This window comes from Undibacterium sp. Ren11W (assembly GCF_049340485.1).
GTDB lineage: Bacteria > Pseudomonadota > Gammaproteobacteria > Burkholderiales > Burkholderiaceae_D > Undibacterium.
In genome coordinates, this window is the sequence record NZ_JBMPPB010000004.1 from 316,047 (window position 1) to 340,280 (window position 24,234).

20 protein-coding genes are annotated in these 24,234 nt (G+C 50.7%); 18 read left to right on the forward strand and 2 right to left on the reverse strand.

Annotation, left to right across the window (positions count from 1 at the left end):
- Positions 1-40: 40 nt before the first annotated feature.
- The 9 genes from ACO0K8_RS12070 (at position 41) to ACO0K8_RS12110 (ending at position 12,215) form a co-directional block, all read left to right on the forward strand.
- Positions 41-1,498, forward strand: coding sequence for a DUF3482 domain-containing protein (locus ACO0K8_RS12070; RefSeq protein WP_422946894.1), 1,458 nt, complete (start codon positions 41-43; stop codon positions 1,496-1,498).
- Between the two features lie 121 nt (positions 1,499-1,619).
- A complete protein-coding gene (locus ACO0K8_RS12075) occupies positions 1,620-4,154 on the forward strand; it encodes an EAL domain-containing protein (protein WP_422946895.1) in 2,535 nt (844 codons plus the stop codon).
- Between the two features lie 163 nt (positions 4,155-4,317).
- Positions 4,318-4,752, forward strand: a complete 435-nt coding sequence (arfB, locus tag ACO0K8_RS12080) for an alternative ribosome rescue aminoacyl-tRNA hydrolase ArfB (RefSeq protein WP_422946896.1) — start codon at positions 4,318-4,320, stop codon at positions 4,750-4,752.
- A gap of 276 nt (positions 4,753-5,028) precedes the next feature.
- On the forward strand, positions 5,029-5,817 hold the full coding sequence (locus ACO0K8_RS12085; RefSeq protein ID WP_422946897.1) for a potassium channel family protein: 789 nt from the start codon (positions 5,029-5,031) through the stop codon (positions 5,815-5,817).
- A 293-nt stretch (positions 5,818-6,110) separates the two neighbouring features.
- Positions 6,111-7,439 (forward strand): amidohydrolase family protein, encoded by a 1,329-nt coding sequence (locus tag ACO0K8_RS12090; protein WP_422946898.1) that lies wholly within the window; start codon positions 6,111-6,113, stop codon positions 7,437-7,439.
- Positions 7,440-7,573: 134 nt separating this feature from the next.
- The gene (locus ACO0K8_RS12095; RefSeq protein WP_422946899.1) at positions 7,574-9,877 is read left to right on the forward strand and encodes a DNA polymerase III subunit gamma/tau; all 2,304 of its coding nucleotides are present in this window, start codon (positions 7,574-7,576) and stop codon (positions 9,875-9,877) included.
- Positions 9,878-9,915: 38 nt separating this feature from the next.
- Positions 9,916-10,242 (forward strand): YbaB/EbfC family nucleoid-associated protein, encoded by a 327-nt coding sequence (locus ACO0K8_RS12100; RefSeq protein WP_422946900.1) that lies wholly within the window; start codon positions 9,916-9,918, stop codon positions 10,240-10,242.
- Positions 10,243-10,313: 71 nt separating this feature from the next.
- Entirely contained in the window at positions 10,314-10,910 is a 597-nt protein-coding gene (gene recR / locus ACO0K8_RS12105; protein ID WP_422946901.1) for a recombination mediator RecR, read from the forward strand.
- Between the two features lie 54 nt (positions 10,911-10,964).
- Positions 10,965-12,215, forward strand: a complete 1,251-nt coding sequence (locus ACO0K8_RS12110) for a CaiB/BaiF CoA transferase family protein (RefSeq protein WP_422946902.1) — start codon at positions 10,965-10,967, stop codon at positions 12,213-12,215.
- Positions 12,216-12,363: 148 nt separating this feature from the next.
- Here the strand turns inward: ACO0K8_RS12110 and ACO0K8_RS12115 are convergent, their stop codons facing one another.
- Both ACO0K8_RS12115 and ACO0K8_RS12120 read right to left on the reverse strand, forming a co-directional pair.
- On the reverse strand, positions 12,364-12,966 hold the full coding sequence (locus tag ACO0K8_RS12115) for a MarC family protein (protein WP_422946903.1): 603 nt from the start codon (positions 12,964-12,966) through the stop codon (positions 12,364-12,366).
- Positions 12,967-13,055: 89 nt separating this feature from the next.
- Positions 13,056-13,283 carry a hypothetical protein gene (locus ACO0K8_RS12120; protein WP_422946904.1) on the reverse strand — a complete coding sequence of 76 codons (228 nt, stop codon included), beginning with the start codon at positions 13,281-13,283 and terminating at the stop codon, positions 13,056-13,058.
- A gap of 123 nt (positions 13,284-13,406) precedes the next feature.
- On the opposite strand from ACO0K8_RS12120, the gene ACO0K8_RS12125 reads away from it, so the two are divergent.
- From ACO0K8_RS12125 to gspK, 9 genes are all read left to right on the forward strand, one after another.
- Positions 13,407-13,625 carry a DUF1289 domain-containing protein gene (locus ACO0K8_RS12125; protein WP_422946905.1) on the forward strand — a complete coding sequence of 73 codons (219 nt, stop codon included), beginning with the start codon at positions 13,407-13,409 and terminating at the stop codon, positions 13,623-13,625.
- Between the two features lie 188 nt (positions 13,626-13,813).
- A complete protein-coding gene (locus ACO0K8_RS12130; RefSeq protein WP_422946906.1) occupies positions 13,814-16,078 on the forward strand; it encodes a molybdopterin cofactor-binding domain-containing protein in 2,265 nt (754 codons plus the stop codon).
- Positions 16,079-16,623: 545 nt separating this feature from the next.
- Positions 16,624-18,795 (forward strand): M4 family metallopeptidase, encoded by a 2,172-nt coding sequence (locus ACO0K8_RS12135; RefSeq protein ID WP_422946907.1) that lies wholly within the window; start codon positions 16,624-16,626, stop codon positions 18,793-18,795.
- 111 nt (positions 18,796-18,906) lie between these two features.
- Entirely contained in the window at positions 18,907-20,799 is a 1,893-nt protein-coding gene (locus ACO0K8_RS12140) for a M20/M25/M40 family metallo-hydrolase (protein ID WP_422946908.1), read from the forward strand.
- 295 nt (positions 20,800-21,094) lie between these two features.
- Positions 21,095-21,574: a type II secretion system major pseudopilin GspG gene (gene gspG / locus ACO0K8_RS12145; RefSeq protein ID WP_422946909.1), complete on the forward strand. Its 480-nt coding sequence runs from the start codon at positions 21,095-21,097 to the stop codon at positions 21,572-21,574.
- Positions 21,519-22,079: a GspH/FimT family pseudopilin gene (locus ACO0K8_RS12150; RefSeq protein ID WP_422946910.1), complete on the forward strand. Its 561-nt coding sequence runs from the start codon at positions 21,519-21,521 to the stop codon at positions 22,077-22,079. The genes gspG and ACO0K8_RS12150 overlap by 56 nt, the downstream gene beginning before the upstream one ends.
- 18 nt (positions 22,080-22,097) lie before the next feature.
- Positions 22,098-22,493 (forward strand): type II secretion system minor pseudopilin GspI, encoded by a 396-nt coding sequence (gspI, locus tag ACO0K8_RS12155; RefSeq protein ID WP_422946911.1) that lies wholly within the window; start codon positions 22,098-22,100, stop codon positions 22,491-22,493.
- The gene (locus ACO0K8_RS12160) at positions 22,486-23,124 is read left to right on the forward strand and encodes a PulJ/GspJ family protein (protein WP_422946912.1); all 639 of its coding nucleotides are present in this window, start codon (positions 22,486-22,488) and stop codon (positions 23,122-23,124) included. Before gspI ends, ACO0K8_RS12160 begins: the two co-directional genes overlap by 8 nt.
- Positions 23,121-24,173, forward strand: a complete 1,053-nt coding sequence (gene gspK / locus ACO0K8_RS12165) for a type II secretion system minor pseudopilin GspK (RefSeq protein WP_422946913.1) — start codon at positions 23,121-23,123, stop codon at positions 24,171-24,173. The genes ACO0K8_RS12160 and gspK overlap by 4 nt, the downstream gene beginning before the upstream one ends.
- Positions 24,174-24,234: the final 61 nt, after the last annotated feature.

The window sequence follows — 24,234 nt, forward strand, 5'->3', positions numbered from 1 at the left end:
AACTTTGATCGCTTAACATTGATTTCTAATAAATTTCCTTATGCCTACGCCATTTAGTACTCCGCTGCAGATACAAATTGCGCTCATTTCTCATACCAATGCCGGTAAAACCACGTTGGCCAGAACCCTGATGGGGCTTGATGTAGGAGAGGTGCGTGATGCGCCGCACGTGACCAGTTTGTCGGAGTCGCATACGTTGTTGCAGAACCCGGCCGGCGATCAGCTGCTGCTCTGGGATACGCCGGGCTTTGGTGATTCCGTGCGTCTGTCTAAGCGCCTGGGTATGTCGGATAACCCTATTGGCTGGTTTTTGCGCGAAGTGTTGGACCGTTATCGTGATCGTTCTTTTTGGCTGAGTCAGCAAGCGCTGAGAACGGCGCGTGAGGCGGCGGATGTGGTGCTGTATCTGGTGAATTCATCTGAAGATCCGCACGATGCCGGCTATCTGGCACCCGAGATGGCGATACTGCAATGGTTAGGCAAGCCGGTGGTGATTTTACTCAATCAAATGGGGCCGCCACGGCCGCATCAGGAAGAGTCGGCAGAGTTGCAGCGCTGGCAGACATATCTGGCCGCGTATCCGGTAGTTCAAAAAGTGCTGGCGCTGGATGCTTTTGCCCGCTGCTGGGTGCATGAGCGGGTTTTTTATGATGCCTTAGCCGAGCTGATTCCTGCCGATAAAAAGTCCGCCTACACCAGCCTGTTTCAGGTCTGGCAGCAAGAGAATGAAAGCCGTTTTCAGGCAGCGATGGCCTTGATTGCGCTGCAATTAATTCAGGCTGCGCAAGATGTAGAAGCGCTACCGCAGGAAGACGCTGCGATGTTAAGCACGGTCTTGAAGGTGATCGGTATGGGCAAACAGCGCGAGCAAAAACGCCATGACAAAGCGCTGCAGCCATTGATGTTACGCCTCAATGAGAGTGTGCTCGCCACTACCGCTAAGTTGCTCAAACTGCATAGGCTAGATGCTGGTGCTGCGCATAAAATCAATCAGCGCGTGCATCAACAGTATGTGGTGCGCGCGCCCGTGGATGCCAAACAAGCTGGCTTACTCGGTGCCATGTTATCCGGCGCGGCGACGGGTTTGTCTGCCGATTTGATGGCGGGTGGCTTAAGTTTTGGTGGCGGGGCCTTAGTTGGTGGTATTCTCGGTGCGCTCAGTTTTGCCGGCGCAGCTTGGGCGTTCAATACCAGCACTGACAGGAAGCATCCACAGCTGCGCTTTTCAGATGATTTTTTGCGCTCGCTGTTGGTGGCAGCGCTACTACGCTATCTGGCGGTGGCGCATTTTGGCCGCGGTCGTGGCAATTTCGCCGAAGGCGAAGCGCCACTGTTTTGGCAAACCGAGGTAGAGGCGGTGCTGAGCGAAAATATGTCGGACTTTGTGGATGTCTGGAAGGGCGCGCGTGATGCCCTAGACCTTAGTCAACTGAGCCAGCGCTTGTCAGCTCTGTTAGCCACAAGCATGTCGCAGATATTGCGCAAGCTTTACCCTTAATTCTCGGTGAGGCTGGCGTGTCCCTGGATTTGGAATTTCAGCCATTTGGCTAGGCCTGTGTGTGCCGTATTGGCATAGCTAATCTGTTGCAAGACTTACAGAATTTGATTAGGTAGAGAGTATGAATCGTAGTTCACGATCCTTTGTCGTCTTAATTGCTGTTTTTAGCTTAGCCTGTTTGCTCGGCTATCTGGTGGTGCGCGAGGCAGTTAACCGGACCATAGAACACCAGGCTTTGACGATTGCGAAAATTGTGGCAAGTCAAGCCACCACGGCGCGTTCTGTGTATGCACTGGAAATTGCCGGGAAACTACAGAATGATGGCTTTGGTCCTAGCGTTGATTCGGCCAGTCGGCCAGGTCATGTGCCTATCCCCGCCCAGTTCTTAAAATTGGTGGGGCAGGCTTCGTCGGCCAATGCCGATAAGCTGTATGAATATAAACCTGTCAGTAAGTGGAACCTGGAGCCTGGTCAGGGTTTGGCGGATGACTTTTTGCGCTGGGCCTGGCCGCAGTTAGAGACCCAGGATAAGCCAAATCCTCAGGCGGCAATCGACTGGCAGGCGGTGTCTCGATTTGAGATTCAGGACGGTCGTCGGGTATTACGTTACCTGTCGGCCGATCCAGCTTCGCAAATGTCTTGTGCCAGTTGCCACAATGTGTATGAAAAGACTAGCGAGATCTTAAAGTTACGTGGTGCCCAAGGGGTGCAAATCGGCAAGCAGTGGCAGCAGCATCAATTGCTCGGTGCTTTGTCGATCACGATTCCCCTTGATAAAGCTGAACTATTGGCCGGTAGCCAGATTAATCGCACCAGTATCTTTATTTTCGCCATCCTCATCGGTAGTTTTGGCGCCATCTTCTGGTTTAACTGGCGCTTCGTGCAGCAGCAAAAATTTTTGCAAAACGCCCAGATCCAATTAGAAAAATCCGAACTCGAAACCTTGACGGTGAATACGCTGCTGCATGCCAAACAAGGCGTAGAGCAGGCTTTTTCTGAGTTATCGACCTATATGCAGGCGATCGATCAGCATGCGATCGTTTCGGTTGCCGATAGTCGCGGCCGCATCACGAAGGTAAATGCTAAGTTCGTTGCGATCAGTGGTTTTGAGTCGGCAGAGTTGATCGGTAGGGATCACCACATTCTAAACTCGGGTCTGCATCCTAGTGGTTTTTTTGCGCAGATGTGGGAAGTAATAGCGCAAGGGGAAATCTGGCGTGGGGTGATCTGTAACCGGAGTAAAACCGGCGAGCTGTATTGGGTAGATTCTGCCATCGTGCCTATGAAAGATGCCAGTGGCATGGTGGTCAGTTATATCTCAATACGGATAGACATTACCGAGCGTAAAAAAGTCGAACAAGAGATGCTGCACATGGCGACCCATGATGGCTTGACCGGTTTAGCCAATCGTAGCCTGTTGCGTGAGCGGATACAACAAGCGCTGGACCTTGCCCGCGTTAAACATAACATGACCGCCGTATTGTTTATCGACTTAGATCAGTTTAAGGCGATTAACGATTCTATGGGACACGATGTGGGCGATCTCTTATTAATCGAAGTAGCAGATCGCTTGCGCTCTTGTGTGCGCGGCGATGATGTAGTGGCGCGTCAAGGTGGGGACGAATTTATCCTCTTCATGCCAAAAATCGACGAGCCGAAAAATGCCGCGACACTGGCCAAAAAACTGCAAACTATCCTCTCTGCGCCTTTTAAAATCGGTGAACGGGACGTGTACGTAGGTTCTAGCATCGGTATCGCGGTGTCGCCGCATGATGGTGATGAGGTCGATGTCTTACTCAAAAATAGCGATACCGCGATGTACCAGGTCAAGGAGGCGGGGCGCAATCACTTTATGTTCTTCCATGCTGAGATGAATCGTTTGGCGGTGAGCCATTATGCCTTGACGACGGACTTACGCCGGGCGATAGAAAGAAACGAATTTTTCTTAAATTTTCAGCCTATTGTCGGGGTTCAGAGTGGCCAGATAGAAGCGATGGAAGTCTTACTGCGCTGGCGGCATCCGGTATTGGGTCTGATCAGTCCAGTGCAATTTATCCCGCTGGCGGAGAGTTCCGGCTTGATCGTCGGCATCGGCGAGTGGGTGTTACGTAGTGCCTGTGCTCAGCTGCAAGAATGGCAGGCGCGCGGCTACCGCTTGCCCCATTTAGCGATTAATCTGTCGGCGATACAGATACACCATGAGTCTCTTTTGGCGACGGTTACTAGCATACTTGCAGATACCGGCTTGGATCCACGCTGTCTGGAGCTGGAGATTACCGAAGGCTGCCTGATGAATAAGACCGACGAAGTGGTCGCCACCTTGAGCGCATTGAGTCAACTAGGTTTGCAGATTTCTATCGACGATTTTGGCACCGGCTATTCCAGCCTGAGCTATCTGAAGCGCCTGCCGATTGATACCTTGAAGATAGACCGCTCATTCGTGATGGATATTGGCGATGATCAGGATGGTACTGAGATTGTCACAGCGATCATTGCAATGGCACGTAGTCTGAATCTGAAGGTGATCGCCGAAGGGGTAGAAACTCCGCAACAATTGGCGTTTTTGCAGCGCCAGGAATGCGATCAGTTTCAGGGGTATTTGTTCAGCAAACCTTTGTCGGCCGCCGAAATGGCGCTGCGCTTGCAGAAAATCTGAAGCAGCGGTTCTTGCGATTAGATTTAAAATTGGCATAGGCTGGCGGCGCATATTCCATGCGGCTTTCCAGCCTGCCAGGTCTGTAAGGCGCATGGCATATGCGTAAGCGGGCAGGTGCTAAAATTTTTTCTGCCTTTAAAAAATAGAAAGTGGGAATAATCGTATGGAAAGCCCAGACGCCAAGTGTTTGGAAATTAGTCCTGGCATCTTGATCCCGCTCAGGGAGATCGTTTTTAATGCGATACGGGCGCAAGGTCCGGGTGGGCAAAATGTGAATAAAGTGTCGTGCGCTATCCATCTGCGCTTTGATATCGCCGCCTCTTCTCTGCCGCTTGAGTATCAGCAGCGTTTGATGGCGGTATCGGATCAGCGTATTAATAATGCCGGAGTGATCGTGATCAAGGCACAGAGTTCGCGTAGTCTGGAGAAAAACAAAGTGGAAGCTTTGCAACGTCTGCGAGAATTTATTTTGCTCGCAAACGTGGTACCGACTATGCGCCGCGTCACCAAGCCTAGCCGTGGCTCGCAAATGCGCAGGGTAGAGAGTAAAGTAAAGCGCGGTCTGAGTAAGGCGATGCGCGGACGGGTGTTAGGCTGACTGAAGGCGATGGCGCGCTTGGTTGGAGCCCCGAATTGCCTGGACCTTAACTGGCTTTTACCATTTTTTTTGCCTGATTTGTGTCCGATTTGTGTCCAACTCATCGCGAATTGAATTTTATTGCGGCTTGCTAGTACCGCTTATTGATGAATGTCAATGGTGAATGCTCTCAATTGGTGATCATGAAGGTGGATGCTGGAGTTGGTACGTGTGCGCTTTGCCCAACTTGTAGCTAGAAAATAAAACGACAAAAAGCCTTATGGGCAGGAGATCAAAATGGCTCGTGTTTCGCCTAAAACGCAGCAATTTTTTGCCTGGCTGACGCGCCCGGTTTTACTGCTCGCTTTGCTATTGAGTATCCCCGCTTTTTACTTATTGCTGGACGGCGAAATCAAAGCCGCGCGCTTGGCCGGCCATGCGCTGTATGCCACAACGGCCGCTTTGATGTTGGGCGATACAGTATGGCAGTGGCGTAAAAATAGACATACTGCGCGCCGCAGAGGCAAGATGATGCTCGATATTGCGATTATTTTCGGTTGCATCGCCAGCGCTTTCCCTTCGCATTTTCAGTGGAGTGCGCTGGAGTGGTTGCTGCGCTTGGGTTTGTGCACCTTAATTGTGGTGCGCATCGCCACTCTGATACTGCGCCACATGAAGCCAGGCTATCTGATTAAGCTTATCGTGCTCACTTTATTGATGTTGACCAGCGCCGGGGCCGGATTCTATTTGCTGGAGCCGACCGTGCTCAATTATGCTGATGGCGTGTGGCTAGCGTTTTCTACGGTCGCAACGGTTGGCTATGGCGATTTTGTACCATCGACGCCGGCCTCAAAAATTTTCGCAGTATTTATTGTTTTGCTTGGGTACGCGATGTTCTCTATCGTGACCGCGAATATTGCCGCCCTGTTTGTCGGCGAAGAAGAGGCCAAGTTTGAGCGTGAATTGCATGGCGATATACGCGCTTTGCATCAGGAAGTGGCGGCCCTGAGGCGCGAACTACGCGCGCAGGAAGGGCAGATCATCGCCTCCATGCAGGCTCAGTCTGCGCATGATGAGCCTGAATAGCTTGGCTGAAGTAAGGCTGCGGTAGTTACTGTGCCTGGAAATCCTGCGTCAAACTAGACAATTAAATTTTATGGACATCGCCAGCGCGCATATTCCATGCGGGTTGGCAGCCATGTAGCTTGGAAACCCGCATGCCTATTGCGCGTTGGCCTGGTGCCATTTTGCATTTTTCGGCGCAATTGCGGCGGCGTGCAATGCATGCCTTATGCTATATTTCTGCACAGATATAATCGGCGATTGGCTGGGGCTGATACGGTTTGTCTACTCTGAATAGCGCCTCTATGACTTCCAAGATGACATTAAAATTGACTTCAAAATTGCTGGCGGCAACTGCTAGCTTTTTGGGTCTTAGCTTATTCAGTGCGTCAATGTTGACTGCCAATGCTGCACCTGCCTCGCCAGCGACAGTCACGGTGATTAAGGCCGGGCGCATGGTCGATGTCGAGAGTGGACGGGTGCTGCGCGATCAAATTATCGTGGTCGAGGGCGAACGTATCGTCGCCGTCGGCAGTGCGGCCAACACAGCGATACCGACCGGTGCAAAAGTGATCGATCTGAGCCATGCCAGCGTCTTGCCTGGATTGATCGATGCGCATACGCATTTGACCAGTAATCCTTATATGCACGGGTATAGCGGCTTGGCCAGTTCGAATAATCGTTCCGCCTTGTATGGCGTGCGTGCGGCGCGCGATACACTCAATGCCGGTTTTACCATGGTTAGAGATGTGGGCTCGGATGGCTTTGCCGACGTGGCTTTGCGGGATGCGATTAATGACGGCGATTTCCCTGGCCCGCGCATCCTGGCATCTGGCTATGCGATAGGCATCAAGGGCGGCCACTGCGATAATAATTTGCTACCGGCTGAATATAACGATGTGAGTAAAGGCGTCGCCGACGGTCCCTGGGCGGCGCGTAGCAAGGTGCGTGAAATGGCAAAATACGGTGCCGATCTGATCAAAATTTGCGCCACTGGCGGCGTGCTTTCTAAGGGCGATGCCGCTGGCGCTCAGCAATATACGCTGGAAGAAATGCAGGCCATCGTGCAAGAAGCGCATAAACTCGAGCGCAAGGTCGCGGCCCACGCGCATGGCGCGAGCGGCATTATTGATGCAATTAAAGCCGGGGTTGATTCGATAGAACATGCCAGCCTGATCGATGCCGAGGGGATTAAGCTGGCCAAGGCGAACGGCACTTATCTGGTGATGGACGTCTACAACGACGACTTTATCCTCAGTGCCGGTGAAAAAGCAGGTTTCTTGCCCGAGTCTTTGATCAAGGAAAAAGAAATTGGACAACTGCAAAGAGATAATTTCCGTAAGGCCTTGCAAGGCGGCGCGAAAATGGCTTTCGGTTCTGATGCGGGCGTGTATCCGCATGGCGACAACGGTAAACAATTTGCCATCATGGTGCAATATGGCATGACGGCGATGCAGGCGATCCAGTCGGCGACTATTAATGGTGCCGACTTACTGGGCTGGAAAGACAAGCTGGGCAGTATCAAGGTAGGTAAATATGCCGACTTGATTGCCGTTAGCGACGATCCTACTGTGGATATCAAAGCCATGACCCAGGTTCGGTTTGTGATGAAAAACGGCCAGTTGATTAAAACCCCCAGCAATTAATCTCTGTATGTTGTTGCCCACGAATTTTGGCGGGAACGCGAAATTTGCGCTCTGCGCGTATGGCTGAGCGGGTATTTGACATGCTTATCGCTCAGCGCATTTTTTTTGCGCTTCAGATAAGGTAAAATTGCGGGATGTCATATCAAGTCCTCGCCCGCAAATACCGTCCCAAGAGCTTTGAAACGCTCGTGGGGCAAGAGCACGTGGTTCGTGCCTTATCCCACGCTCTGGAGCAGCAGCGGCTGCATCACGCCTATCTGTTCACAGGAACACGCGGGGTTGGCAAGACCACGCTGTCGCGCATTTTGGCCAAGGCTTTCAATTGCGAAACCGGCATTACGGCCCACCCTTGCGGTGTGTGCGGCGCCTGTACTGCAATTGATGCTGGTCGCTTCGTCGATTACATAGAGATGGATGCGGCCTCGAATCGCGGTGTCGATGAGATGGCGTCCTTGTTGGAACAAGCGATTTACGCCCCCTCGAATGCACGCTTTAAAGTGTATATGATCGATGAGGTTCATATGCTGACCAACCATGCCTTCAACTCGATGTTGAAGACACTGGAAGAGCCACCCGAGCATGTGAAATTTATTCTGGCGACCACCGATCCGCAGAAAATCCCGGTCACGGTATTGTCGCGCTGTCTGCAATTTAATCTCAAGCAGATGCCGCCCGGTCACATCGTTAGCCATCTGGATAATATTCTCGGGCAAGAACACATAGAATTTGAAGTCCCAGCCTTACGTCTGCTGGCGCAGGGCGCGCATGGCTCTATGCGCGATGCCTTGTCGCTGACCGATCAGGCGATCGCCTATGCTGCTGGCAAGGTCACGCTGGACGCAGTGCAAAGTATGCTGGGTTCGCTCGATCAATCCTACTTGCTACGCTTGCTCGATGCCTTGGCGCTGCAAGACGGCAAAGGCTTATTAGCGGTCGCCGACGAAATGGCGGCGCGTAGTCTGTCGTATAAGGCGGCATTGCAAGATCTGGGTACTTTATTACACCAGATCGCGATCGCCCAAATGGTGCCAGCGGCGATAGCCGAAGATCTGCCCGAACGTGCCGAGCTGATGCGCCTGGCGCAGCTGTTCGGCAAGGAAGAAATCCAACTGTATTATCAAATTGTGGTGCATGGTCGTAACGAGTTGGGTTTGGCGCCGGATGAATATGCCGGCTTTAGCATGACTTTGCTGCGTATGCTGGCTTTCCGTCCGGCTGACGGTGCCGGTGATCATGGGCAATCTGGTAGTGCGCCGATGGCGCGTGCTCCGCTCGCCCGAGTTGCCAGTGCACCGTTGGCAGTGACTCCGGTCAATTCGGTGCGTAGCAGCAGTGCTTTGCCATTGGCTGCGCCTGCGAACCTTGCAACTCCTGCATTTACCGCCCCAGTTGCTCCGCATAAGCCCGTTAGCGTGACGCCGTTGCCGGTCGCGGTATCAGCGACTACATCCACGCCCGTATCTACGCCCGTATCTACATCGGCTCCCGCTGTTGCCGCCGTTGATGCGTCAGTAAAGCCCGCGCTTAGTCCTGCCATGGCAGCATTGGCTGCTGCCCGTGCCGGCAGTAATAAAGCCTTGGGCGGCAGTTCTGGTACACGCGCAGCGGCAGCAGTTGTCGAGCCGGTAGTGCCACCTGTGCTTGCCGTTGCCCCAGTGCCAGCCGCTATTGTGCCGCCAACTGCCGTGGTAGCCGCACCTGCGGTCGCAGCTATGCCGGTAGTTGCGGCTGCCGCTGCGCCTGCCGCAGAAGTCTCGGCAGTCCAAAAAATCCAGGAAATCCAGTTTGAACCAGCCGGGATGGATGATATGCCTCCGCCCTGGGATGATGATCTGATGTTTTCGTCTTCTGCGGCACCTGCTGGCAAGCCAACAGCCTATCCTTCCATGTCCGCGCCGATTGCGGTTCGTGCGCCTACGCCAGTTCCTGCTGCCACGCCTGTTGCCGCACGAGTAGATACTCCGGCTGTAGCCGCCGCTGTGGTTGTTGCTGATGCCGAAGTCCCTCCTGCGATGAGTGCCAGAGCGTTGATCGTGGTTCCTGTCACTGAGTTGAACTGGGATGGACATTGGCCAAATCTGGCTGCATCTTTACCGGTGCGCGCCGTTGCTCAGCAACTGGCGCAGCAAAGTGAGTTGATCAAGTGCGAGATGAATGGCAATGCCGTGGTATTTCATTTACGCGTGCCTTTGCCAACCTTATTGTCGTCGGGTAGCGTAGATAAACTAATCGCCGCATTGTCTGAACGTTTTGGTCGTGATGTGCGCATAGAGACGCAAATCGGCGCAGTAGAGCAAACCGCCAATGCGCAAGCGGTGGCAGAGCGTGCTGCACGTCAGGTGCAAGCGGAAAAATCTATACGCAACGATTCCTTCGTACAGACTTTAATGAGAGAATTCGGCGCAACTATTGCCAGCGGCAGCGTTAAACCTATTTAAATTTGTTAAGTTAGTTAAATTAGTTTCAGGAGAAAATTATGATGAAGAACCAACTCGCAGGCTTGATGAAGCAAGCGCAAGCAATGCAAGACAATATGAAAAAAGCCCAGGATCAATTGGCCCTGGTCGAAGTTGAAGGACAATCCGGTGCTGGTCTGGTGAAGGTCGTCATGACGTGCAAAAATGACGTCAAACGTGTCACCATCGATCCATCCCTGTTCGGTGACGACAAAGATATGCTGGAAGACTTGGTGGCAGCAGCCTTCAATGATGCGGTACGTAAGGCAGAAACCACTAGCGCCGAAAAAATGTCCGGACTGACAGCCGGCATGCCTATGCCTCCCGGCTTCAAAATGCCGTTTTAATTCATACCTCGCCGCCTGTGCTGCGCCTTCTGTGGGCGCAGCTGCACACACTCTCTTTCTAAGATCCCCTCGTGAAATCCCTCAGCAGTCTTGAATTACTCAGCGAAGCCTTGCGTCGCTTGCCCGGAGTCGGGCCAAAATCTGCACAGCGTATGGCTTACCATTTGCTGCAGCATGACCGCGAAGGGGCCGCCATGATAGGGCGCGCCATGAACAATGCGCTAGAGAAGATCAAGAACTGCATTTCCTGTAATACCTTCACCGAAAATCAGCAATGCGAGACTTGCCTCGATACTGAGCGCGATGCGACCAAGCTGTGCGTGGTAGAGACGCCTACCGATCAATTGATGATAGAACAGACCTTGACGTATAAGGGCCTGTACTTTGTTTTGATGGGACGTTTATCGCCACTCGATGGGGTAGGGCCTAAAGATATTCATCTGGATAGACTGATTACCCGCGCCACCGATGGCGTGGTGAAAGAAGTCGTGTTGGCGACCAATTTTACCAATGAAGGAGAGGCCACCGCGCACTACATAGGTGAAACTTTAAAAGCGCGCGGCTTGGGCGTGACACGTTTAGCGCGCGGTGTGCCAGTCGGCGGTGAGTTGGAGTATGTCGATGCCGGTACGATCGCACGCGCCATGCTCGATAGGCGCGCAACTTAAATTTTCTAGGCTGTTTCTAATGCCATTTCTAACATCATTAGGAATGCAATTCTGATGACAAATCTGACCGCAAAAAACGCTGGCCCCCTCGCTGGGATCAAGGTGCTGGAATTAGGCACCCTGATTGCCGGGCCGTTTTGCTCACGCATGCTGGCCGAATTTGGTGCCGAGGTGATCAAGGTCGAATCACCCGATGGCGGTGACCCGCTACGTCAATGGCGCGTCTTGAAAGACGGCACCTCCTTGTGGTGGAGCGTGCAGGCACGGAACAAAAAATGTATCACTCTGAATATGAAGTCGCCCCAAGGGCAAGCGATCGCGCGCCAACTGGCGCTGGACGCCGACATCATCATTGAGAATTATCGCCCTGGCGTGCTGGAAAAATGGCAGCTAGGCTATGACGATCTGAAGGCGATTAATCCGGCTGCCATCATGGTGCGCTTGTCAGGCTATGGCCAGACCGGGCCTATGAAAGATATGCCAGGCTTTGGTGCGATTGCCGAATCCATGGGCGGCTTGCGTTATGTCTCCGGTCATCCAGATAGACCGCCGGTGCGTGTCGGTATTTCTATCGGCGATTCGGTGGCTGCCATGCATGGCGTGATCGGTGCCATGATGGCCTTGCGCCATAGAGATGTGACGGGCGGGCGCTGGAATGGCAAGCAAGGCGCAGAGTGTGCTGCAGGGCAGGGGCAGATGGTTGACGTGGCCTTGTATGAATCGGTGTTTAATTTAATGGAATCCCTCGTGCCCGAGTTTGATCACGCTGGTGTGGTGCGTGAGCGTACTGGTGGCGCTTTACCTGGCATCGTACCTTCGAATACCTATACCACTGGCGACGGCGAGAATATTGTCATTGCCGGCAATGGTGATGCGATTTTCCACCGATTGATGTTGGCGATTGGGCGCGAGGATATGGCGAATGATCAGCAACTGGCGCGTAACGATGGGCGGGTGCCACGCACTGCCGAGATCGATGCCGCAATTCAGACCTGGTGCTCTACCCAGGACATCGATACCGCATTGCAAATACTCGCGCTTGCCGATGTGCCGGTAGGTAAAATTTACTCGGTGCGCGACATGATGGATGATCCGCAATTCGTGGCGCGTCAGATGTTTGAACAGCATGCCTTTGCCGACGGCACGCCAGTGAAGTTGCCGGCGATTAGTCCCAAGTTGTCAGTCACGCCGGGACAAACCCTGTGGTTGGGGCCAAAACTGGGACAGCATAATGCTGAGGTCTTGCAGAGTCTGGGGTATAGTCAGGCCGAGATAGAGCAGATGCAGCGCGATAAAACCATTTAACTTACTCGTAAGGCTTTTATGAACAAGCAATTTTTCAAGCAGTTTGCTATCGCATTGATCCTGTTTTTACTGGGCTATTTTACTTTTAACAGTAAGTTGTTTGCCGCTGAGATGCCTATAAAAAGTACATCTCAGCTTGCTGCCGCCTTTAGCTCAGGGTTTTCAGATAATCTCTGATACCTGCCAGTAGCATCTCGACTGACATGGCAGTCAGTATCAAACCCATCAAACGTTCAAACGCCGTCATGGCGCGGATGCCCAGCACGCGTTGCAGGCGTTCTGCACTCAATAAGACGATTAGCCAGACCACCGCTACTGCGGTCAATGCGGCAACGTGTATCGCTACGTCCATTCGGCTATCGGATGAAAATAGCAACACGGTGGCCAGCGCCGAAGGGCCGGCTAGCAAAGGGATTGCCAGCGGTACGATGAAAGGTTCATGGTCGCCTTCGGCATCGCCAAAAATTCCGCCTTCTTGAGGAAAAACCATGCGCAAGGCAATCAGAAATAAGATCACGCCGCCACCTATACGCAGCGAGACTTCGGATAATTGCAGCGCCACCAAAAAGTGCTTACCGAAAAACATAAATAACAATAGTAAGGCAAACGCGATCGCGCATTCGCGCACCACCACGCGCCAGCGCCTCGCGGGGGCAACGTTCTTGAGCGCACTGACAAAGATAGGTACACTGCCAAACGGGTCGGTGACCAGTATCAGCAGTATGAAAGATTGGAAGAAATTTTGAGTCATTTTGTTCTTTGGTGGTAAAGGTTTAATTCTGAGTCGGCGCTAAATTGCCGACTAAGCGGCCTTGCTCAACGCGTGAGCTGAATTTGAATTTAGATGCTGAGTTTTTTAATGGCACTAGGCGCTTGCGCAATCCCCATGCGGGTTTCCAGCCTGTCGGCTCTGTAAGGCGCATGGGGATTGCGTCTCCAGAGGGGCACTGTTTGAAACAAAGTATGTTTGAAATGTGACGTCGATGTAGCGTAGATTGCAGGTTCAAAAAACCTGCGTAGACCAGATTGTCCTACCGTAGGTGCTGTGGTGTCAATCTTCGCTGCCATTTTGCTATGCTTACCGACCGACCCAGAATCGCCAGTTAGACTCGCCAAATAGAAGTGGCGCACCAAACCTGAGGCCATCGGTTAGGGTTACTATGGCGGCTGATGGATATTGACTTAGCATTTATGACTGATAAAAAATTGCAAAACTCTATACTGGGCGATAGCAAAGAACGCCCTGATACGCCTTGTGTGGCGGTTTGCTCGACCACGTTTGACGATGTCTGTCGCGGTTGCGGACGCACCGTGGCCGAGGTGGCCGATTGGGTGTTTATGTCGCCAGAGAGTAAAGAGTTGGTCTGGACCAGAATTCTTGCGCAGGGTTATCCGCGCCGTAATCGCTAAAGCAAGTGCCTTAAATTTTTATCTTAAATGTCTGTGTAATTTAATCTTAATTAAAAATAGGGCTTACACAAAATTGATCCAGCTAGGCGTGCCGCCGAAGACAGTAGGTTAGGACGGTGAGGCGAGTGCAACGACGCTGGGACGATTTTGTGTAAGCCCCTTAAAACTCAAATAATGGAGACAGCAACATGACAGCAGCAAAAAAACCCTCGCGCCGCCGTTTTATCTTAGGTGGTTTAAGTGTCGCCGGTGCTTTGGTAGTTGGTTGGGGCGTGCTGCCGCCGCGTCAGCGTTTGCATGGAGCGTCGCCATTACCGGTTACGGACGGCGAGGTGACTTTGAATGGTTGGGTAAAAATAGCCAAAGATGGCACTGTCAGCGTTGCCATGCATAGAAGCGAGATGGGACAGGGTATCCATACTGCATTGCAAATGTTGGTAGCAGAAGAGCTCGATGTGGCGATGACTAGTGTCAAGCCAATGCATGCGCCTATCGACAAAATTTACGGCAATGTCGCCATGATGGCCGATGGCTTGCCATTTCACACTGATGACCAAGGTAGTTTGAAAAAGACCGCGCAATGGTTGACCGCTAAGTTGGCGCGTGAATTGGGACTGCAGATTACCGGTGGCTCATCCAGTGTCAAGGATGCCTGGATGCCGTTGCGTGAAGCTGGTGCCACGGCGCGTGCGATGTTAGTTCAAGCGGCAGCCAAAGAGTGGGGCGTCGCTGCTGCCGAATGTAGCGTCAATGCCGGCGTGGTGTCGCATCCTTCAGGTAAAAAAGCTAGCTATGGCGATCTGGCAGCCAAGGCGGTGGGTAGTGAGCCGGGTGAAATTCGTTTGAAACAAACCAAAGATTTTAAGCTGATCGGCACTGCGCAAGCACGTACCGATATTGCCGGCAAGGTGAATGGCACCGCGCAATTTGGGATTGATGCCCGTTTGCCTGGCATGCTGTATGCCGCTTTGAAAATGAGTCCGACCATAGGCGGAAAAATAAAGAAAATCGACGCGGGTGCAGTCAAGGGCATGCCTGGCGTGGTGCAGGTTGTTGATTTTTCGCAAGCGGTCGGCGAGGTTGGGGTCGTCGGTGTCGCCGTGGTGGCGAAATCGTATTGGTTAGCCAGGCAGGCGCTGGCGGCCTTGCCCGTCATTTGGGATGCTGGCCCACATGCCGCTCTTTCTAGTGCTGATGTCTATAAAGAGTTGAATGAAAAACTCGATAATGAATCTGGTTTTACCTATTACCAGCAAGGCGACCCGGCAGCGGCATTGGCCGCCAATCCGGCAAAACTCATTAAGGCGGAATACCGCGCACCATTTCTGGCACATGCGGCCATGGAGCCTATCAACTGCACCGCACAATTTAAGGATGGCAAGTTGGACCTGTGGGTCTCGACTCAGGTGCCTAGCGTGGCTGTCGGTGTAGCTGCCAAAGTAGCCAACATCAAGAGCGAGGATGTGAACCTGCACATGAGTTATCTGGGCGGCGGTTTTGGCCGTAGGCTAGAGGTCGATATGGTGCTGCAAGCGGTTGCCATTGCGATGCAGACCAAGGGCGCACCAGTGCAGGTGATCTGGAGCCGCGAAGAAGATATGTCGCACGATATGTATAGGCCAGCCGCGCTAGCGCGCTTTAGTGCCGCCATCGATGCTAGCGGCAAGGTTACTGGCTACCAGAATAAGTCGGCATCCGGTTCTATCACGCATCAGGTCTTGAAACGGACCTTTGGTTTGATGGGGGCAGGGCCGGACAAGACCACCGCCGAGGGCGAGTTCGACATGCCATATGAGTTTGAACATCAAAAAATTTCTCATGTGATCGTGCCTACCCCGGTGCCGCTGGGTTTTTGGCGCTCGGTCGGGCATTCGCACAATGCCTTCTTTAAAGAAAGCTTTATCGATGAGTTGGCCGTCGCTGCCGACAAGGAGCCAGTGGCATTTCGGCGCGAACTTTTGAAAAAACATCCGCGTCATCTGGCGGTGCTGGATGCCGCAGTGGCTAAAGCCGGGCCAGCGCAGGCGGGGCGCGCATTAGGTGTGGCCTTGCACCAGTCTTTCGGCACTATCGTGGCTGAAGTGGCCGAAGTCTCGGTTCAGGATAATCAAATCCGCGTGCATAAAGTGACTTGCGCAGTCGACTGCGGGATCGCGGTCAACCCGAATATCATCGCGCAGCAAATGGAGTCTGCGGTGATTTTTGGACTTACTGCCGCTTTATACGGCGAGATCACGATTAAAAACGGACAGATAGAGCAAAGCAATTTCCACGATTATCCAGCCTTGCGCATGAACGATACGCCACTAATAGAAACTGTCATCATCAAGAGTGCCGAATCGCCAGAGGGAATCGGCGAACCCGGCGTACCGCCAATTGCACCAGCGGTGGCAAATGCTATCTTTCAGTTAACAGGAAAACGTTTGCGCAGCTTGCCATTGCGACTGGTTTGATTGCTGCATTAATACCAGTTGTAAATAAGTGTAAGTATTTTGTATCAGGTTTTAGCTTGTTTTCCAATGCGAAAACATAAAGTTATTCATGATGCATCTAATACCAGTTAGTATTTTGAGAAAAAACTCTGATTATTTTTGTAAAAAATTATTTTACTTTTTATGATGTAATGGAGTTTTTTCACGAGCTTTATTGTTAATTAATCTTGTTTTTTTATCTCCTTGGCGTTTCTACAAAACTTTCTATGGTTTAGAGCGTCACCTCTATTTATTTCGCATTGTGGGAAAACAACGCCTGTATTTTCAATCGATTTGATGTCTGATTTACTAGTCCTCAGCTATTTGGGGAATAGTGATGACTGTTACAAATTCGATTTGGAATGCGTCATGTCTGGTTCAGCGTCGTAGCTGGGAGTTAGATTCGTGGCCCTATCTCTACTCCAATCCAACTGTTTTTAAATTGGTCGATGTTCGTGTTATCCACATGAATGGACTCCTGTATCCAAGGGAAACAATTCCCGCACAATTAAAATAAAGGAAATAAAATGGAAAAAAATTTGAAATTGCAGCAAGTGTCGCGCCCATTGTTGTTAGTGACTTTAGTGGCAGCAGCTTGCAATGTTATGGCGGCAGATCGCGTCAATCTTGATAATTCACCGCTTCCAGCGGCCAGATCTGCACTGACTCAGGCCAAGACGCATGAGTTACTCGGTTTGGCGGCATCAGATATTCGGGAGTTGCGCAGCGTTAAATACGCTAATGGCAAAGTGGTGACACGTTTTGAGCAATTGCACCAAGGCGTCCCAGTGTGGGGTGAGGGTATCGTTCAGCACGTCGCCGCAAATCAGCCGCAAGCCTCTTTTTCCGGCTCTATGGTAAACAACATCGCCAATGATATCGCCAGCGTCAAACCCCTGTATTCAGCGGCACAGGCTTTGAGTCGCGCCAAGACACAAGCTGGTGTTACCCGAACTGAAAACGATCAATCAAAGCTGTATGTAAAACTCGATGCCAACAACAAGGCACAGTTGATCTACGTGGTTTCCTTTGTCAGCACAGGCAAAGCTAGTCGTCCGCATTTTATTCTTGATGCCAACACGGGTGCGGTGATCCAGCAGTGGGAGGGGATGACACATGCAGAGGCTGGCGGACCTGGTGGTAATGGCCGAATAGGGCAATACACTTATGGATCTGCAGGTAGTGGTTCAACCTATGGCCCTTTGCAAGTGACTAGTACTTGCGCGATGGATAGCACGAATGTCACCACCTATAATTATTTAAATAAAACAACTAAACCTAGCGCTCCTTACAAATTTACCTGCCCAACCAATACTTACAAAGTTACGAATGGTGCCTATTCTCCTTTGAATGACGGTCATTTCTTTGGTAATGTCGTCTTTAATATGTATAACGACTGGTTAGGTCAACGTCCTATCAGCGGCAAGCTGGAAATGCGGATTCACTACGATGTCGCTGGTTGGGAAAATGCATTCTGGGATGGTGTTGGGATGAGTTATGGTGATGGTGGCTCTACTTTCTATCCGCTGGTTTCTCTCGGTGTGACTGCGCATGAGGTTAGTCATGGTTATACTGAGCAAAATTCAGGTCTGGTGTATTCACAAATGTCGGGTGGTATGAATGAGGCGTTCTCGGATATGGCTGGCGAAGCGGCATCCTGGTATATGCGCGGTACCGGTACTTTTATGGTCGGAGATGACATCAAAAAAGGCTCAGGCGCGATGCGTTACATGGCCAACCCTGAGCAAGATGGTCGCTCTATCGGGCATGCCAGCAAGTACACCAGTAGCATGGATGTGCATAACACCAGCGGTGTGTTCAATAAGGCGTTTTACTTGTTAGCGACAAAGTCCGGCTGGACCGTGCGTAAGGCATTCGAAGTCATGGCTGACGCCAATCGCCTGCACTGGACTGCAAACAGCACGTTTAACCAAGGTGCATGCGGTGTCGAGAAGGCAGCAATTAGCCGTGGATATGCGGTAGCAGATGTGACTGCCGCTTTCGCCAGCGTGGGTGTGACTGGCGGTTGTGGCGGAACTATTCCACCAGGTGATGATGTCGTGTTGACTAAGGATGTCTCGGTTGGTTTTGCTGGTGCGACTGGGGCAAGTTCTAAATACACGTTTGCAGTTCCTACTGGTGCGACTAACCTGAGCTTTAAAATGTCAGGCGGTACCGGTGATGGCGATTTGTATGTACAGTTGACGACTGATCCAACCACAACTTCTTATCTTGCAAAATCAGATGGATCAAGCAATGCTGAAAGTATCCTGATTGCAGCACCAGCAGCGGGCACGTATCATTTGTTGGCGAATGCCTACGCAACTGTGAGTGGTGCCTCTATTGTGGCTACTTACTCGACCGGTTCCAGTGGATGTACACCTACGGCTACCGTGTTGTGTAGTGGTACGGCTGTAAGTAACCTTTCATTGGCGTTGAATGCAACTAAGACTTACACCATCGTCGTTCCAGCAGGTAAATCTAGTCTGACATTCAAATTGTCTGGCGGTACCGGTGATGGCGATATTTACGCAAAACGTGGTGCAGCACCGACTACTACTGTCTACGACGGCAAATCGGATGGCTCCACCAATACAGAAACGATCACAATTAATTCCCCGGTAGCAGGGACTTACTATTTGATGTTGAAGGCGTATGCTGCAGTCAGCGGCACTAGTCTTGTAGCAACTGTTCAGTAATTCTTGGTTCTAGATTTGATCGCCTCTCTCTATTTTTGAGAGAGGCTTTTTTTATTTCAACGTATTTATTTTATCTATGCCCACATGTTTGTGTCCGGGCCGGAGATTTTCATGCAAAAGAAATTAATTACTAGCTTGCTGTTGGGGGCCTTTTCTATGGGGGCGGCAAATCTATATGCTGCAGATAAAGTCTGGATCACGCTAGGTGATGCCGCTTATGCTGAGTTGCAAAAACTAGCGCCCAAGACCATCGCAAAAGAAAGCAAAGTTTTACAATCTGGTGGCGCGGGCATCATGGCACAAGAAAAAGTGCATCTGGTACAGGTTGATGAGTCTGTGCTTTTAGGCTTGTCAGGGGCAATACATCACAAATTGAATCGTTGCGGTGGTTTTATGTCGCATACCAGCGAGGCTAGCGGTCGCGCAGCTTTGACGCAGCCTATGCAGATGATGGCGCTACTCGCCCCTTCGTATGTGATCGATAATCAAGCCACGGTCACGCCGTATTTGACTCAGATGCAAGACAGTAACATAGGTCAAACCATCGTCGATATGTCGGCTTTCCCCAATCGCTATTACACGACGACCAATGGTGTGAATGCCTCCAATTGGCTTAAGACCAAATGGCAGCAAATGAGTTCGGCACGTAGTGATATCTCGGTGGCGCAATTTACCCATGCCGGTTGGGCACAAAAGTCTGTTATTTTGACGATACAAGGTAGCGATAATGGCTCTGAGGTCGTGGTGCTGGGCGGTCACCTTGATTCGATTAATTTGAATGATCGGTCTGAATCAGCAAAAGCGCCAGGCGCCGATGATGATGCTTCTGGAGTTGCCAGTTTGACCGAGGTGATACGGGTTATGTTGGCGAATAACTATAAGCCGCGACGCACATTAAAATTTATCGGTTATTCCGCGGAGGAGGTGGGCCTAAAGGGCTCGGCGGAAATCGCTGCTAAATTTAAAGCTGATAATGTCAATGTGGTCGGTGTTATGCAGTTGGATATGACTAATTACAAAGGCTCAGCAAAAGATATTTATCTGTATACCGACTATACCAATGCGGCGCAAAACAGCTTTGTAGCGAATTTGATCGCCACCTATTTGCCAAGTTTGACGGTGGGTAATGATGTCTGTGGTTATGCCTGTTCTGATCACGCGTCTTGGACCGCACAAGGTTATCCAGCTTCGATGCCGTTTGAGTCCTTGATCAATCAGGATAATCCCTATATCCATACGCCGAACGATACGTACGCCAACTCGGGTAGTCAGGCTTTGGGGGCGCTTAAATTTGCCCGCATGGCGATGGCTTATGCGGTAGAGCTAGGTAGTGACGGCGCTGTTGTCACGCCACCAGCCGGGGTATTGATTAAGGATGTCGCGGTGAGTTTTGCCGGTGCGGCCGGTGCCCAAAGCAAGTACACGTTCGCTGTGCCTGCTGGTGCTAGTAATCTAAGTTTTAAAATGTCAGGTGGCACTGGTGATGGTGATCTCTACACGCAACTAGCTACTGCGCCAAGCACTAGCTCGTATCTAGCGAAATCAGATGGTTCTAGTAATGCGGAGAGTATCGTAATTGCGGCTCCGGCTGCCGGTACTTACCATTTGCTGGCAAATGCCTATGCAGCAGTGAATGGTGCATCTATTGTGGCGAGTTACTCAACTACCACGCCACCGGGATGTACACCATCTGCAACGGTATTGTGTAGTGGTGTTGGTGTAAGTGGAATTTCGCTTGCGCTCAATGCAAGTAAAACTTACACAATCGTGGTGCCAGCTGGTAAGTCTAGTTTGACTTTTAAATTATCAGGAGGTACTGGTGACGGCGACTTGTATGCGAAACTGGGTTCGGCACCTAGCAGCACGGTGTATGACGGTAAATCTGATGGCTCCACTAACGCTGAGACAGTAACGATTAATTCTCCTGCTGCCGGAACCTACTATTTATTGTTGAAAGCCTATGCGGCAGTGAACGGAGCAAGTCTGGTCGCGACTATCCAGTAATTTTTGTTGGTTCATAAACTAAGCCCTCGTTGTTGTTTTTCAGCGGGGGCTTTTCTCGATATCTAAGTAAAGTAAAATTGTTGCAATTCATTTACACTTTTTTAAACGAGCTTAAATATATTTGGTGTAAAGTGTTTTCAGCTCTGCCAGTGCTGAAAACGCGCTCTTTATCTACTAGTTGTATTGATCGGAGTGAAACTTCATATGAAAGTAATATTTTCATGCTACGATTTCTGATTGCGCGTTTTTGACCATGTTTAATTTAATCAATTAGGCTTATTTCCTCTATTATTTTATGAACAAACAAAGTTTTCATTTCTATCGCCATAGTAAACCGGCTGCTAGTTTAGTCTCGCGTGCTGCACGTGGTTTTACTTTAATAGAAATCATGGTGGTGGTCGTTATCATGGGGATTTTGGCTGCATTAGTTGTGCCGAAACTCATGGGACGTACTGATGATGCGCGCATAGTCGCCGCCAAACAGGACATCTCTACGATGATGAGTGCATTGAAGCTGTATAAACTTGATAACATGCATTTCCCCAGTACTGAACAGGGCCTGCAAGCGTTAATTAGCAAGCCAACGGCGGGACCTTCTGCTAATGGCTGGAAAACCGGTGGCTATATCGATAAATTGCCGAAAGATCCATGGGGTAATCCTTATCAATATCTGTCACCTGGTATTAAAGGTGAAATAGAAATTTTCTCTCTGGGTGCTGATGGACAACCTGGCGGTGCTGGTAACGACACCGATATCGGTTCGTGGGATCTATAAACTTTTCGCCTCTAGCGTCGCCGCAGTGACTCCATTAAAGGTACGAACCAAGCTTCAGCGCGGCTTTACTTTGCTTGAGTTGCTGGTTGTTTTAGTCATTATCGGCATTATGCTGGGCGCGGTTTCATTCAGCACAATACAGAGTAGTCGTCAGCGTTTGCAGACTGATGCCCAGCGTATCGCCTTGTTGCTGCAATTGGCGCGTGAGGAAGCCATCGTGCGCAATGCGCCTACCGCATTTGAAGCCACTGAAAATGGTTACCATTTCTTGGTGCGCACCGAAAATCGATGGGATGTTATTTCAGATTTGGATATGTTACGGGAACGTGAATTCGCGCTCACTCCGGTGAAACTGTCTATAACCCCCATTGCTCGTACCGATGGCCCCTTGCGTATCATATTTGGGCGCGAGCCGGTCGATAAGCCCTTTGTTCTCGATCTGAATGTTGGAGATGACCATGTTGTTATTAAAGCCGATGGCGTTGGCCATTTCATCGTTGAATAAGTGAGAACTGAGTCTATTTTGCAGCTATTCATCCACCGATTTGCTCGTCCATCTCGTCCCTCTGGCTTTACTTTGCTGGAAGTACTGGTCGCCCTGGTGATTGTCGGTACCGCCTTGGGCGCGAGCTTGCGTGCAGTTGGTAGTTTGACCCAAAATAGTGGCGATCTACGAGGCGCGATGATGGCCAGCTGGTCCGCGGAAAATCATCTGTCTCAAATCCGATTAGGGCATATCTGGCCCGCATTTGGGGAGCGTAGTTTTCCCTGTCCTCAGGCTGAGATGAATTTGATTTGCGAAGAGCATGTTTTATCTACGCCTAATCCCTCTTTTAGGCGGGTAGAGGTATTCGTGTTTGAGGCGTCGCATCCTGATCGCAGAATCGTCAAGCTGACGCAGGTGGTGCCACGTGATTAAATCCCGGCCACCGTCCTCTGGATTTACCTTAATTGAATTGCTGGTAGCGATTACTATACTTGCGATCATCGCTGTGCTTGGGTGGCGCGGCCTCGATAGCATAGTACGGGCGCGGGTTAGCCTCACTAACGAGCTAGAGCAGACCAGAGGCATACAGATTAGCTTTGCCCAGCTGGAAAATGATAGTGCCCATATTGCCGGGGATTTTTTACTGCCAGGTCGAACTAGTTTATATGCGTCTGGGCAAAATCTGGTCATGATACGTATCGTCAACGACGATCTGCAGCCTACGCGTTTGCAGGTGGTTGCTTACCGGGTTGTTGAAGGTGTTTTGAGTCGACGTGAGTCCGAGTCCACGCGTGATATGCGCGTACTTGATAGTATTTTACAGAGTGCTTTGAGTGGCACTGACAGTATGCCGGTGGTGAATCTTCAATCGAATATCATCTCTTTTGAAATGCGCACCTGGAATTCTAGTGAAAATAATTGGCGGGTGGCAGGCAGTGATGTTGCGTCTGGAAATCAGCTTGGTGGTAAGGCTGTGCCACCCAAAACAGGTCTTGAAGTTGCGTTGCAGTTGCAAGGGCGCGAGCATCCCCTGTTAAAAGTGTTTTTGCTAGGTGCCGCATGAAGAAGCTTAGGCAAACCGGTGTTGCTGTGGTGACAGCCTTACTTTTGACGACTTTGGCAATCACGATTGTTGCCAGTTTGTTTTGGCAGCAGCAAGTGCAGGTGCGCTCGATAGAGAATCAACGCTTTCAGTTACAAAAAAAATGGGTGTTGCGTGGGGCATTGGATTGGGCACGCTTAATCTTGCGTGAAGATGCAAGAAATTCAAATAATGTTGATCATTTGGGTGAACCTTGGGCGGTCACCTTAGGTGATACCCATCTTGATCAATATGTGGAAAACGGTAAGGCGGATACGGAGCAAAGCGAAGCGAGTTTGAATGGCAAAATAACAGACGCGCAATCTCGCTTTAATTTGAATAATCTTGCCATCAACGGTGTCGCCGATATACAAGAGACCGCGGTATTGGCACGCTTGCTGACGAATTTGCGCTTGAATCCCTTGCTAGCACAAAGCGTCGCTGGGGCAATCGCCGCCACTCAGCCTAAACTGCTAGCGGGGGGGGCGAGTTCTGGAAAAAACACGACAACGAATCCTGTCGTGCCACCACTGACCCCATCTGATAGCTCCGCTTCTTCAAGTGACTCGGCTAAGGGGGGCGGTAGATCTGCAAACTCCAGTTTTCCCGATAATGCTGCGGACGTGCAGTTTTTGCGATTTAGTCAAATTGACGATCTTTTGTCGGTAACAGGATTTACCCCGGATATGTTGCAGGGTTTGAAGGACTATATTGCAGTGCTGCCGCAAAAAACCATGATCAACTTGAATACAACATCGAAAGAAGTAATGTCGGCCTGCCTGAATATAAGTCTTACTGATGCTGCTATTATCGTTGCCGGTCGCGATAGAGCGTATTTTCGAGATCTCGCTGACTTTGAAAATCGGTTTCCCGGAAAAATTACTGCACTTAATTCAAAAAGTGTTTCTTTTTCGACCAACTATTTTTTTATCAATGGTAAAGTCAAATTAAGCCGCTCCGCGTTGGAGGTGAACGCATTGCTGGAACGCACAGTGATAGCAAGCAAGGTGCTGTGGATAAGAGAAAATTAAGATGAAAAAAAATAGGTTCGGTATCCGCCTCAAGAAAGACGCACAAAGGTATTTATAAAAT

Bases quoted from the DNA above. Each gene is read 5' to 3' on its own strand.
- ACO0K8_RS12090 (WP_422946898.1), top strand. From the start codon at position 6,111: ATGACATTAAAATTGACTTCAAAATTGCTGGCGGCAACTGCTAGCTTT.
- ACO0K8_RS12150 (WP_422946910.1), top strand. From the start codon at position 21,519: ATGGACAACCTGGCGGTGCTGGTAACGACACCGATATCGGTTCGTGGG.
- gspG (WP_422946909.1), top strand. From the start codon at position 21,095: ATGAACAAACAAAGTTTTCATTTCTATCGCCATAGTAAACCGGCTGCT.
- ACO0K8_RS12075 (WP_422946895.1), top strand. From the start codon at position 1,620: ATGAATCGTAGTTCACGATCCTTTGTCGTCTTAATTGCTGTTTTTAGC.
- ACO0K8_RS12100 (WP_422946900.1), top strand. From the start codon at position 9,916: ATGATGAAGAACCAACTCGCAGGCTTGATGAAGCAAGCGCAAGCAATG.
- ACO0K8_RS12125 (WP_422946905.1), top strand. From the start codon at position 13,407: ATGACTGATAAAAAATTGCAAAACTCTATACTGGGCGATAGCAAAGAA.
- ACO0K8_RS12070 (WP_422946894.1), top strand. From the start codon at position 41: ATGCCTACGCCATTTAGTACTCCGCTGCAGATACAAATTGCGCTCATT.
- ACO0K8_RS12110 (WP_422946902.1), top strand. From the start codon at position 10,965: ATGACAAATCTGACCGCAAAAAACGCTGGCCCCCTCGCTGGGATCAAG.
- ACO0K8_RS12115 (WP_422946903.1), bottom strand. From the start codon at position 12,966: ATGACTCAAAATTTCTTCCAATCTTTCATACTGCTGATACTGGTCACC.
- ACO0K8_RS12085 (WP_422946897.1), top strand. From the start codon at position 5,029: ATGGCTCGTGTTTCGCCTAAAACGCAGCAATTTTTTGCCTGGCTGACG.
- ACO0K8_RS12120 (WP_422946904.1), bottom strand. From the start codon at position 13,283: ATGGCAGCGAAGATTGACACCACAGCACCTACGGTAGGACAATCTGGT.
- gspK (WP_422946913.1), top strand. From the start codon at position 23,121: ATGAAGAAGCTTAGGCAAACCGGTGTTGCTGTGGTGACAGCCTTACTT.
- ACO0K8_RS12135 (WP_422946907.1), top strand. From the start codon at position 16,624: ATGGAAAAAAATTTGAAATTGCAGCAAGTGTCGCGCCCATTGTTGTTA.
- ACO0K8_RS12140 (WP_422946908.1), top strand. From the start codon at position 18,907: ATGCAAAAGAAATTAATTACTAGCTTGCTGTTGGGGGCCTTTTCTATG.
- ACO0K8_RS12130 (WP_422946906.1), top strand. From the start codon at position 13,814: ATGACAGCAGCAAAAAAACCCTCGCGCCGCCGTTTTATCTTAGGTGGT.
- ACO0K8_RS12095 (WP_422946899.1), top strand. From the start codon at position 7,574: ATGTCATATCAAGTCCTCGCCCGCAAATACCGTCCCAAGAGCTTTGAA.
- arfB (WP_422946896.1), top strand. From the start codon at position 4,318: ATGGAAAGCCCAGACGCCAAGTGTTTGGAAATTAGTCCTGGCATCTTG.